The organism is Streptococcus sp. D7B5 (genome assembly GCF_029691405.1).
Classification (GTDB): Bacteria; Bacillota; Bacilli; order Lactobacillales; family Streptococcaceae; genus Streptococcus.
This window is the reverse complement of the sequence record NZ_CP121467.1, coordinates 1,139,910-1,151,880: the sequence shown is the minus strand read 5'-3', so window position 1 is coordinate 1,151,880 and position 11,971 is coordinate 1,139,910. Positions and strand designations below refer to the sequence as shown.

Below are 11,971 nucleotides of genomic sequence, written 5' to 3'. Positions count from 1 at the left end.
TATGGGGGTAGATTTCAAACTCGTTTTAAATGATCAAGAACAACTCATTTACCACTGTCTTAATATAGTCACACTTACGAATCAAGTTTCGACCAAGATTCAACATGTCATTTCAACACTTCCCGACCTATCCTCTGAGGGAGCCTATCATGATTTGATCAGTAACAGTAAGACGAATGGGGGTCTAGGTTCGTATTATCTGAAAGCACAGGAGTTTGAGACACTCAGCGAGGTGCTCTATAGACATGCGCAAAATACTTATAATCAAATGGTAAATACAGATAAAGTTTTAGCTACATCGATTGCCAACTTTTTGTTAGAAGAACCAACCACAAGTGCCGAAGATAAAGAAGCCATTAGAAAAGACCCCAAAGGCTCAGTTGAACAAATCATGCGAAACCGTCAAGCAGATGCAAAAGAAAGTGGGGCCCAATGACGAAGTATTATAGTAATAAACCCGACTTTCCCGGTGATCCAGCCTATCCTCTGATTTCGTCCAGTAGTTATTTCAAGTCAATGAGTGATATCATGGATGATATCGAAGCGGCGGGTAAGGTTGTAACAGACGAGGGAGTTGAAGATCTCTATGTTCAAAATGGGGAAGCTTCATTAGGGACGACCAAAGACAGTGCTATTTTCGACAAATCAATGAAGCGTATTTATAGCATGTTAACGAGTGCCAAGAAGATTCATTCAGACATCATGCAGAATATAGATAGCAAGTTCACCAAGGGGATGGATGCGGCCTTCGTGACATTAAATGATGTTAATGGAGCCAATAAACCCTATAAGAGCAAGTATACGAAACAAACAGTGCCAAAGAAAGTCTTAGCCGGATATAAGGCTGACGGTACTTCTGTCTATATTGACACCACCGAACAGAAGTCCTATACTCTGTCAGAAATCCTAGATGGCAAGGCAAGTCCCATTCAAGCCGCTAAGGATGTCTATGATGATCGTATAAAAGCTGTCAAGGAAATGATGGCTAAAAAGGATCAGCTATCCGATGAGCAAATCAAGGCCTTGGAAGGCAAAAGTGCCGAGGAAATTGTAGCTGTTCGCTATCCTGGGCAACTACCAGACTATCAGAGACTCAAAGCCAGTCGCTACTACGAAGAAAATAAGGAAAGTCTTCAGTATGTGGATATGGCCCTCAAAGTTGTAGCCTTTTTAGGTATGGCAGGAGGGGCAATCTTAGCTCCTGCGACAGGAGGGACCTCGCTAACAGTCAGCTATGCTAGTATGGCCTACTTAGCGGCTGATAGTGCTTATTCGGCCTTTAATGGCCATACGATGATTACCGGAAATCAGTTATCGACAGAGGATCGAGTATGGGCTGGTATTGATGCGGCAGTCACTCTTGTGAGTATGGGTTCGGTAGGTTATCTGGCCAAACTGGCTAAGAGTGGGAAGAACGGCTCTACGCTATTGAAAGGTCTAGCAACGGCGGGGAAACATGCGGATGATGTAAACGATGTTTCCAAGGTGATCTACTCCTTTGCGACCGGTCAAGATCCGAACGCAGCGCTTCAGAACTTAGTGCTTGGTCAAGTGATGGGTATGGGGATGCACTCGGCAGGGAATTATATTGGTAAGAAGTTTGGTGCACCGGCCGTAGATCTACCAGGCGCTAAAGCATCTCATCTGGATGTCCCACTTCAAGGCAAGCAAATACCCAAGCTGGACCCAGCTAATGTACGTTTGAGTAGTAGACCAGACCTGCATCTGAAAGCCAGCCCAGCTGATGGGACCCTCGCCAAGCTGAAAACCCATCCAACAGTTAGAGCGGATTTGCCGAAGGTTAAGCAAGTATCAGGCGACAGTGCAACTAAGGCTATTGGCGGAGTCAAGCCAAGTGATGTGGATGTACCGAAGGTGAAGGGAACAGCGAATCCATCACCAAGTCAATCAGAAACTCGAGCAATCATTGATCAAAAATTAAAAGAGTATGGTGTTTCTTGGGATGAGTTTAATAGGCTAAGGAATACTCATGTGACAAAAATGACACAGTCTGAATATGATATGATGATTGATATTCGTAATACAATTCCGTATCCAAAGAATTCAACAGTCATGCAAAAGATTATGCCTATCGATGCTGAAGTATGGCTATTTAATAAGAAGGAAAAAGCAACAGCAGGTGGCTTTGTGGCCAGACGTTCGGATGTGAAAAATATTACTAATATCAGAGAAGCTGTAGAAGGTTTGCGATTGGACTATGAAGGATCTCCATTTGTTGAAACTATGATTGATGCAAATGGTAATAGAGTTGCAGTACGTGATCAGAATGGTAATTTAGTTCTTAAAACCGATGCCTACCTTCGTTTAGAGTACACGACTGATGAGACGGGCTATATTCAAATTCCATATGGAGATATGGATGGGAATTCAATCGATGCCGATGGTAATATTATAATGAATCAATCTACAGGTGAGCCTAATAAAGTAATAGACCCTGCTAGTGGAAATGGCTTCATAAAATCAGATTCAGATGAGTTTTTGGTTCCAGAATATATTCATTCAGATAAAAGTAGACTCAAAGAAGGCTCTAAATTGTATCTAAATGTTGGAGGAGAGGAAGTCTTGGTTGGTAGAGTAAATAAAGATGGTATAATGGAATATGTGGAGGGTTAGTATGCGTAAAGAATATCTAGTTTACCAAAATAAAGTATACTCTAATTTTGTGAATTATATAAATGACTATATCCTTCTTTCAGAAGATCCGGCAATGTTGAAAGAAGGATATTTCCCCTATAGTTCCTATATAGATGGTGAAGGAGAAGGTCTATATGGGAAGCTTGTGCCTTATAGTGAGGTTAGTCAGAGGTATTCGGTTTATGATCGTGTTTTGTATAAAGAACATGAATTTACAATTGCTGGTTACAAGCATGGGGATGATGATTTTACAGCACCCGATTCTTATGTGCGACTATTGGTTTTTGATAAAGAATTTCTAATTGAAAACAATTTATATGATGATGCGGAATTATTGGATGATAAATATGGCCAGACCATGTATGCATCAGGAAAAATCCCTGTCAGCGAAGTAACGATTCTACGTCGTAGAAAGGATTTGCCAGTAGACCGAAGGAGAAAAATATGAAATCAGTTAATTTTACAATAAAAAGCAACCAATCACTAAGAATTGGTGAGGTGCTTCAAGCAGAACTTTTTGAATGTTACAGCGTTTCCGCTAAGGATGCAGGATTAAAGCCATCTGCAGACTCTCTTATTTCGGATTTCCATTCTGTTCAGTTTGGGGTTAAAGAGAAGTCTAGTTTAGGGTTCCGTCTATCTTTTGATCGTCAAGCCTATCAGGTATCTGTCCCAGATTTGGCGACAGCTTCTGATTGGACTGGGGCCTTGATGTTCTTGAAAACCTTGCTCATTCTCTTAGATGTAACTGTATGTGAACATGATGGTGTGGAGTATAATAAAGATTCTATTCTAGAATTTCATTTCACAGATATTTTCTTATCAGCTCTTTCAGAATTGACTAAGGAAGTAAAAGTCCATCCTATAGTAGAAGTTATGGGAGTGAAACGTCCTATTTACATCAATGAACTCTACCTAGGGCAGATTATCCATGTGCCGGACGAGCAACTCTTAAATAGCTATGACCAGCGTTTGCGCTTTACCCAACAGCTAAATGCTTATTACTCTGAGCAGCAAGTTTTTAAAGTAGAGCAAAATGGAGAGGACATCATTATCCCTATCAATTATCTAAATAGTGAAGGACGAACAATCTTACCGGCTCAACCAGAGCTAGAACCTCAATATTTACAAGAGTATCGAGGAAGTAAGGTTGCAGTTGCACGACTATTTATCATGACAGCCGATGGGGAAAAACTAGCCGAGGTTCCTTATCGACAGTTCTTAGAGTCGTTGACTGAGGGCATCTATATGCTAGATGCCAAATACGTTCTTGTAGACCCAATTTCTCCTGAAATGTTGCAGAAGTTATCACAAAACTAACATTCTAAGAAACTGATTCGTCTGTTCAAGATTGAAAAGTTACCATCTGATAGTTTTTTTCAGGTGGTTTTCTCTTTCCTTAAGTTCCCCATTTTATTATTTCTGTATTTATTTTATGCTATAATAAGACAAAGTTTTAATATCATCATTCAACAATAGACTGAGTAAATACCTAGAAATAGGCAGAATAAATCAATGGAGTAACTAAATGCAGACATACAACCTCAAAAATAAAGAAAATTATAAACACTTTGTCAAACATTATCTAGAAGTGATGAGAGAAGGAAAAGAAGCTGAAGCTTTTCTTGGAGAGGACGTTAGGTATCGTTTTCAACAACGAAACTCAATGATAACAGAATACACTGATATTCAGGTGCTGCTGGAATATTGTTTATTCCCTCTATATATAGAAGGTGATAAGGATATAGCGAGAAGAACTTTTGAAATCTTGAAGGATTTTAGCTTATCGATTGACTTAGTCAAATTAGATAAGGTAACGGATTATATTTCTATGCAAGGTAGTCGTTTAAGAAGATATACAAGCCTTCCCTTTGTTATTGAAGCAGATGAATTAGTAAGAAATATTATCGAAAGTACTTCCCACCTATTAGGTGAGCAGAAACGTACTGATGAAAATGGTCTTATTTAGGTTATGTAAATGGCGTAGGTGCAGGAGGAAACTGATTTGATGAAGAATCTATTAACAAAAAAACGTGCTTTTCAATTTGTCTTAGCTAGCCTAATTCTTATCCCATTTATTATAGTAGGTACTGTTGGGTTACAACAATTATTTAAAGAACCTGAAAAAGTCGAATATTCTATTGAAGAATACCATTCTGTAAAGGAAAACGTATATTTTTTCGGGAATCAACGAAAATTCGTCTTATTAAATACCGATTCCAATGTGAGACCTGGGGGTGGTGTCTATCTTTATACAACCGAGCGGAAAGTGATGACAAACAAAGGCGGAGTTGATTTGACCGATAGAAAAAACAGGCCCAAATCAGATTATTGGAAGATTCGTCTTTATGACTATAGAACAGAAGATTTAGCCGATAAAGAAGTGGACCTAAACAAAGTAGTCGCAGACTATGATGCTAGTTTTTTCCCGATTGATTTCAAGATTTTTACCTATCGTGATAATCCTAAAAGCACCATCAATATAGAAGTCAAAGATAATCAAAGTGATATGAAAACCTTAGTTTTAAACATTGATAGTGGAAAAGTAGAAGGAGAGTATCAAGAGCGTTCAGATATCTATGAAGCGGGTCCTTACTATTTTTATACGACACTGGATCAGTATGCAGAAGATAAGGGGTATTTAGTAGGTCGGATCATTAAAAGTTCTTTGCATTTTAAAGAGGAGGGCAAGGTTATTGATACCAACATCAACCTCTTTGAGGAATATCCTGAAATTGAGAAAAAAATAACTGAAGGAGATTGGATTCTTACTCCTCAAGAAGAATACGTGACCCTAGAGGAATGGTATGACAAAGTGTTACACTGGATGGCTCCTAAGGGAGAAGAGAAACTGACGATTTATGGTATAGATACTAAGGGTCAGGTTTCTGATACCCCGCTCCCGACTTATGCAGAATATCAAGCCTGGGTTCAAAAACAACGATCAGAAGGGAATATAAATGAAACGAATTGATCCTGAGAGAATAAAGAGTATAAAAGCGAGTATCAACGCATCTACTAATGAAATACCAGATGACATTCGCTCGCTGATTGATGCGCCAGTGACAGGTAATTTTGAAGACTGTGTTAAGCGAACCAAAACAACAATGGAGAGCTTAGTAACAACGGTTGATTCGCTGGATCAGTATTTAGATAGTGTAGCAGATGCTTTTGCGGCAACAGAAGCTGCTTTAGTTGCCGCAATTGATGGAGGTATCTATATTAAAGCTCCTGAGTCACGAGCGGAGCGTAGAGAACGATATATCCAAGGCGGAAAAGATTCCAAGGAACGTCATAATCGTAGGAAAATGGTTGAAATCGCAGAGAGTCAATACAAAGATTTTCCATAACTATCTGAACTCACCTGAATTTAATTCAGGTGAGTTTTTCTATTATAAGTTTCGTATGATATAATTAAATACGAATAATATTAAGGAGTTAGAAATGAAAATAGGAAAAGGAATTAATTGGATTTTGAATAGAAAGGTGAAAAAATGAAGAAGCTGTTTGTTATAATTTTATTGTTAATACTTGGAGGTTGCTCTAATGGGATTAAAGATAAAGAGGCTAATAAAAATGAGACGATTGTCAAGGAGGAGAAAAAATTAAAATTTGTAGTAGCACCACAATATGAAGGTAAAACGTCGGAATTAATAGAGTTTGGAAAGAAATTAATTGAAGAACATCCTGAGGTAGGTAATCAAGGAGAAGTTACTCTATACTATTCTGGTAGTACATATACATTTAATGAGCAGGAGTATGCAGTATTTATGATATTAAACAAGACGGATACTGACATTAATCATGATGCTAAATTTAAAATTAGTTGGAGTTATGCGGGACAGCAAATCTACCAAAATGAATTAGTTGAATACAAGATTTCTGAAAGCGGGGAGCTGCCTACACAATCTGCAACAATTTTTTTACTTCCTTTAACAACTGAACAGAAATCGATTGCTACAAAGATTGTAGATGAAAGAAAAATGAACCTAAGTATTTCAGATATTCAAATGAAGTAGGAGAACTATATGTCAGATTTAAAGCTTTATTTTTTGTTGCTATTTGGAGTTTTATTACTCTGTTCATCTGTACTTTTCTTTTTCCGTTATTTTTACAAAAGAGAACTAAGAATTAAAAATTTATCTACTGCATGTGTTGAGGGAGTTGTAGTAGGATACAAGTATTCAAAACCAGCAGGTCCTCCAATTGTTGAATATAAAGTTGATGGGCGGACTTATCAAAGAAATCTGGACTACCATAGAGTTATTCTCATATCAGTTCCTTGGAAGAGTGTACAAGCCACTTCTAGGTCGGAGTTATTAGCTCAAAAGATAACAATTTATAGAAATTCTGTCGTTTCTGTTACACGTGTTTTGGAAGATGCTTTTCCAAAGGGCTCAAAGATGACTGTTTGGTATAACCCTGCTTGTCCCAAAGAGTCCTTTGTTGAGAGATACAGTGGTATGGAAGTGGTGTATAAGCGTCAAGTATGGATATGTATGGCAACATTAATTTTAGCACCCATCTTGTTGACAATGGTATTTCTATTGAATGAATTTTATAAATAGTAAATTTAAGAGGAGGAATTATGTCAAACGCTAGTCAACAAGCTGCAATTCAATCGCAGATTAGTTCAGCTCAATCAAAAAAAGAAGGTTACTTAGAAGAGGCAAAAAAAGTCAAGGAAATATATGACGAATTAAGGAAAATTAAAAGTGAATTTGTTAAGCAGAAAAAAGCTGTAGCTTCTAAAAAAGATGAATATGATGAATCTTGGACTGGAAATTTGCATGATACGAAATTTGTTACACCCGCAGGTAATCTGATTTCATATTTTGATTCTAGTATTAAGGCCATGGACGAAAATATTGATGAGTTACTCATAAAAATTAATGAGTATGAGAATAAAGCTTTGGAGATGGATGGACTTATTGGTCAGCTAGGAATATTGTTAAACAATATAAGTGGTTGGATTGAAAGTTTCTTCAACTAACTGCAAAATTTCATTAATCACCTGAATTTATTTCAGGTGGTTTTCTTTTGTATTTCTCATCTTCTCACAGTATGGTTCATGTGGTATAATGAGACAAGGGTTGCTCCTCGTTTCAGACGAGTTTATGGATTTCAGGATAAGTTAGTAGGTGAGAAGAGTATTTCTGTCAGCCTCCTATACACCTGTTAACAGCTATCCACGATAAAAGGAGATTGTAGCTTGGTTTTATTAGTATTAGGGATTTTGGTTTTGCTCATTCTAATCTTAAAAAGGAAACAGAAAACTGCTAAAAAATCTGAAGGAAAGGCCAAGAAAAGAAATTGGCTATTAATAGGTTGCTTATCCATAGTGATTCCAATGGTAATCTTCACAGTGTTCAGTCCTATTCTTTCTCTAATGGATATGTGGGGGCTATTTGCCCATGCAAGTCGAACTGAGATTGAGCAAGCTGTGCATCGTTCTTATCAAAATTACGGTCTTACAGGACAGTTTGAGTTAGAAAAATACGAGAAAAACTATACAAGTGTGGGAGGATTTATAATCCATGGTACCTATAGTGAAAATATAGCTGGAAAAACCTATCAGGTTAAAACTCGATTTAAATACTATACTCGCTTTTCGAAAAGTGAAACATATGGAAAGACAGATGCAGAGGTTGATTACAAAAATGGTAAAAAAATTTATGATGTTTTTCCAGAATTAGCCTATTTAGGGATTGAGGTTAGTCCAGGCACCAGCGAATTTTTAAAAACACTGGACAGTTCAATCAAAGATCCTAAACTGCCTGATTTGAAGTATCAAGGTATTGATTTTGAATTTAATAACCAATCTGATAATATCTATCTTTATAATGAAATATTAGAGGAAAATCAAAGCAAGGGTCAAGCTCTGCAAGGAATGTACCCAATGGATGCTCAATATCTTTTCCAAAAAGAGATTTTTATACCGACATTTGAATTTCAATATTTCGTTTCAAAAGAAAAAAGAGATCTCTTGTATGATGACTATCTTAAAGAGCTTGAAGCGCTCATGAAGGAATTTTTTGCCAACCAACCCCTACCAAGAGGTCTTTATGCTGTAAAGATTGCTAAGTATAAAGAGGATAAACTTGTCAGTGATAGTGGTGTATACTATGTGAGGATAGATAATCGGCAAGTTGTAAAGCTGTTGCAAAAATTAGAGTAGGAGTTGTTAGGGCTAGGTCAGTTTTTTGTTCATAATTTCCAGTTGTGTCTGTTAAAATTTGATTTTCCCAGTGGACAATCGTCCACTTTTTTTATATAATAAAACTAAACCGAATTGGTTGAGTTTTAGAGGTGTAAGCTCAATCGTCGATTTGTTTTTCTAAGAGAGATATTCTCAATAAAACATCACACTAGGGGGTGAATCATGTACCAACCAGAAAAACTCAAGGCTCGGAGAAAAGAGTTAAAATTGACACAGAAGGAAATTGCAGAGGAATTAGGGATTAGTTTTCAGGCTTACTCGGCTTGGGAACGTGGGATTAAGGAACCATCCCAGGAGAAGGTTGCTCAGCTAGAGAACATTTTAAAGGTAGCAAAAGGCTATTTTACTCAGATCGAGATTGTTCGTCTCTACAATAGCCTCTCCAAGCAAGGGAAGGACAAGGTTGTGCTCTATGCTCGCAACTTAGCTCAAGAGGAACAAACTCAGAAGGTGACGACCATGCCAGAGCGCCTCTACGAGTATCGTGTCTATGAACGCATGTCAGCAGGGATCGGGGCTTCGGTCTATGATGACCAGAATTTTGATACGGTTTACTTTAACGAGGAGTTGGCCCATGATTTTGCATCTTGGGTATCTGGGGACTCTATGGAACCTAAATATCAAAATGGTTCGGTGGCTCTGATTCGGGAGACAGGATTTGACTATGATGGGGCAGTTTATGCAGTAGTTTGTAACAACCAGACCTATATTAAACGGGTCTATCGGGAGGAAGATGGCTTGCGTCTGGTATCGATCAATCCAAAATACAAGGACATTTTCATCTCCTATGAGGAAGATCCTCGGATTGTAGGGATTATTGTTGGGAACTTTGTGCCGATGGAGGGTTAGCCTATGGGCTACTTTGATTATTCCAGAGAGCCCAAAAGTGACATTGCCTTTGTCGATATGAAATCTTTTTATGCCAGTGTTGAGTGTGTGAAAAGAGGCTTGCATCCGCTGAAGACCTCGCTTTGTGTCATGAGTCGCGCGGATAATTCTACTGGTCTTATCCTAGCTTCCTCTCCCATGTTCAAGAAGATTTTTGGTAAGTCCAATGTTGGCCGGGCCTATGATCTGCCTTTTGATATCAAAACGCGCAAATTTTCCTATTACAATGCTCGAAAGCAAGGCTTGCCTACTGACTCAGACTATGTTCGCTACATCGAAGATTGGGCTCAAGTGACTTTGATTGTGCCTCCTAGGATGGATGAGTACATAGCGGTCAATATGGAAATCCAGCGAATCTTTCAAAACTATGGTAGCCCGGAGGATATTTATCCCTACTCTATCGATGAGGGCTTTATCGATCTGACTAGTTCGCTCAACTACTTCATCCCAGACAAGAGTCTCTCTCGCAGAGACAAGCTGGATATGCTTTCTGCTCGTATACAGAGGGATATTTGGAGGCAGACAGGGATCTACTCTACAGTGGGTATGTCCAATGCCAATCCCTTACTGGCCAAGTTGGCTCTGGATAATGAGGCCAAGCACACTCCGACCATGAGGGCCAACTGGTCTTACCAGGATGTGGAAGAGAAGGTTTGGGCCATTCCCAAGATGACGGACTTTTGGGGGATTGGCAGGCGGATGGAGAAACGCTTGCATACTCTGGGGATTTTTTCCATCAGAGAATTGGCCACCAGTAATCCAGACCAGCTACAGAAAGCTCTCGGTCAGGCTGGCCTGCGTTTGTGGTTTCATGCTAACGGGATTGATGAGAGCAATGTTCATAAGCCCTATAAAGCCAAGTCTCAAGGGTTGGGGAATTCTCAAATCTTGCCGAGAGATTACGTGAAGCTACGGGATATCGAAATTATTCTCCGAGAAATGGCGGAGCAGGTAGCTATTAGGCTGAGAAGGGCGGGCAAGAAAACAACCCTTGTCTCTATCTATGTCGGTTTCTCTAAACAGGAGGTTAGGCCGTCTATTCATACACAAATGAAGGTCGAACCGACTAATAATACAGCTGTTTTAACAGACCACGTTTTGAAGTTATTTCATAATAAATACACTTCTGGAGCGGTCAGAAGTGTCGGAGTCAACTATTCAGGATTTGTGGACGAGTCCTTTGGCTTGATCTCCCTCTTTGATGATGTTGACAAGTTAGAAAAAGAAGAAAGGCTCCAGACGGCTATTGATGCCATTCGGGAACAATTTGGTTTTACCTCCCTCTTAAAGGCCAATGCACTGGAAGAAGCCTCTAGGAGTCTTGCCAGAAGCAAGCTGATTGGGGGGCATTCTGCTGGAGGATTAGATGGACTAAAATGATTGATCGTTCTTATTTACCCTTTCCATCTGCGCGTGACTATCAAGATCCAGGGATGCAGAAGTGGATGGGCTTTTTCCTCTCAGAGCATACTAGTTCACTTGGTGAAGAAAAAAATCGGGTTGCTTTTTCGACAGATTTGAATTCCGTTGAGAAGTTACTCTTGCTTTCGCAGCTGTATGTCGGGCAACTAAAGGGATACTTTGTGGTCAAGGAAAAGAAGCAGAAAACCACAATCATCGGCGAGGTGAGTGAATTATCACCTCAAACTCTATCTATTAGGACAAGTGAGGGCTACAGGCTGATAGAGATTGTAGATGTCCTCGAAATTCGACTGTGGGAGGAGGGAGTGTATGACTAGAAAAGAGTTGTATGAAAACAAACTGCAGATGGATTATTTTTCAGATAGTTATATCCGCTTTGAAGAGGATTTTCAAAAATACTCTGCTATGAATGTTCCCTTGACTTTTTTGATCGATGACATCCTACGCACTATGGCGATGAATCAGAAGAACTACTTTGTTTTAAACAAGGAAAATGCCAAGGATGGGCGGGAGCATCGCTTTTGTTTTAGGGTGGTGACGGAAAAAGAGTCTCCTAGAAATCGAACCTATGCATACGCTGGACTCAAAAATAGTAGTCAGTGACTAGGTGTGGAAGAAGGAAGTTTGATTTAGGAAAGATGGCTTGTGAGCGTCAGAAAATCTCATGGTATTGGAATTCGAAACACCATCTTTTATCTGTGGAGTTCTTGCAGAAACTTATGATGGTAATTCTGATGAGATAAGAAAAGGGCCACTCTCTTTTTTTGGATGAGCGTTTATTTGAAA

The 11,971-nt window shown here is 39.0% G+C and carries 15 protein-coding genes; all 15 read left to right on the top strand.

Annotated features, from left to right (window positions below; genetic code table 11):
- Position 1 precedes the first annotated feature (1 nt).
- The 15 genes from P8P68_RS05550 (at position 2) to P8P68_RS05480 (ending at position 11,788) form a co-directional block, all read left to right on the top strand.
- Positions 2-436 (top strand): hypothetical protein, encoded by a 435-nt coding sequence (locus P8P68_RS05550; RefSeq protein WP_070800582.1) that lies wholly within the window; start codon positions 2-4, stop codon positions 434-436.
- Positions 433-2,634, top strand: coding sequence for a hypothetical protein (locus tag P8P68_RS05545; RefSeq protein WP_278275742.1), 2,202 nt, complete (start codon positions 433-435; stop codon positions 2,632-2,634). Before P8P68_RS05550 ends, P8P68_RS05545 begins: the two co-directional genes overlap by 4 nt.
- Position 2,635: 1 nt before the next feature.
- Positions 2,636-3,103, top strand: a complete 468-nt coding sequence (locus tag P8P68_RS05540) for a hypothetical protein (protein WP_070800530.1) — start codon at positions 2,636-2,638, stop codon at positions 3,101-3,103.
- Positions 3,100-3,975, top strand: a complete 876-nt coding sequence (locus P8P68_RS05535) for a DUF4299 family protein (RefSeq protein WP_049550020.1) — start codon at positions 3,100-3,102, stop codon at positions 3,973-3,975. The genes P8P68_RS05540 and P8P68_RS05535 overlap by 4 nt, the downstream gene beginning before the upstream one ends.
- Before the next feature lie 208 nt (positions 3,976-4,183).
- Positions 4,184-4,624, top strand: coding sequence for an NAD glycohydrolase toxin immunity factor (gene ifs / locus P8P68_RS05530; protein WP_247955388.1), 441 nt, complete (start codon positions 4,184-4,186; stop codon positions 4,622-4,624).
- Positions 4,625-4,663: 39 nt separating this feature from the next.
- The gene (locus P8P68_RS05525; protein WP_247955387.1) at positions 4,664-5,629 is read left to right on the top strand and encodes a hypothetical protein; all 966 of its coding nucleotides are present in this window, start codon (positions 4,664-4,666) and stop codon (positions 5,627-5,629) included.
- Positions 5,616-6,005 carry a hypothetical protein gene (locus tag P8P68_RS05520; protein WP_247955386.1) on the top strand — a complete coding sequence of 130 codons (390 nt, stop codon included), beginning with the start codon at positions 5,616-5,618 and terminating at the stop codon, positions 6,003-6,005. Before P8P68_RS05525 ends, P8P68_RS05520 begins: the two co-directional genes overlap by 14 nt.
- A 144-nt stretch (positions 6,006-6,149) precedes the next feature.
- Positions 6,150-6,674 (top strand): hypothetical protein, encoded by a 525-nt coding sequence (locus tag P8P68_RS05515; protein WP_084944058.1) that lies wholly within the window; start codon positions 6,150-6,152, stop codon positions 6,672-6,674.
- A 9-nt stretch (positions 6,675-6,683) separates the two neighbouring features.
- Positions 6,684-7,223 carry a DUF3592 domain-containing protein gene (locus tag P8P68_RS05510; protein ID WP_001281572.1) on the top strand — a complete coding sequence of 180 codons (540 nt, stop codon included), beginning with the start codon at positions 6,684-6,686 and terminating at the stop codon, positions 7,221-7,223.
- A 20-nt stretch (positions 7,224-7,243) separates the two neighbouring features.
- Positions 7,244-7,648 (top strand): DUF5082 family protein, encoded by a 405-nt coding sequence (locus P8P68_RS05505; protein ID WP_247955385.1) that lies wholly within the window; start codon positions 7,244-7,246, stop codon positions 7,646-7,648.
- Between the two features lie 219 nt (positions 7,649-7,867).
- A complete protein-coding gene (locus P8P68_RS05500; protein WP_278275741.1) occupies positions 7,868-8,833 on the top strand; it encodes a hypothetical protein in 966 nt (321 codons plus the stop codon).
- A 204-nt stretch (positions 8,834-9,037) separates the two neighbouring features.
- Positions 9,038-9,724 (top strand): XRE family transcriptional regulator, encoded by a 687-nt coding sequence (locus P8P68_RS05495; RefSeq protein ID WP_278275740.1) that lies wholly within the window; start codon positions 9,038-9,040, stop codon positions 9,722-9,724.
- Positions 9,725-9,727: 3 nt separating this feature from the next.
- Complete coding sequence (locus P8P68_RS05490) at positions 9,728-11,143, top strand: Y-family DNA polymerase (RefSeq protein ID WP_000540281.1); 1,416 nt, start codon at positions 9,728-9,730, stop codon at positions 11,141-11,143.
- On the top strand, positions 11,140-11,502 hold the full coding sequence (locus tag P8P68_RS05485; RefSeq protein WP_278275739.1) for a hypothetical protein: 363 nt from the start codon (positions 11,140-11,142) through the stop codon (positions 11,500-11,502). Before P8P68_RS05490 ends, P8P68_RS05485 begins: the two co-directional genes overlap by 4 nt.
- Positions 11,495-11,788: a DUF5960 family protein gene (locus tag P8P68_RS05480; RefSeq protein ID WP_278275738.1), complete on the top strand. Its 294-nt coding sequence runs from the start codon at positions 11,495-11,497 to the stop codon at positions 11,786-11,788. Before P8P68_RS05485 ends, P8P68_RS05480 begins: the two co-directional genes overlap by 8 nt.
- Positions 11,789-11,971 lie beyond the last annotated feature (183 nt).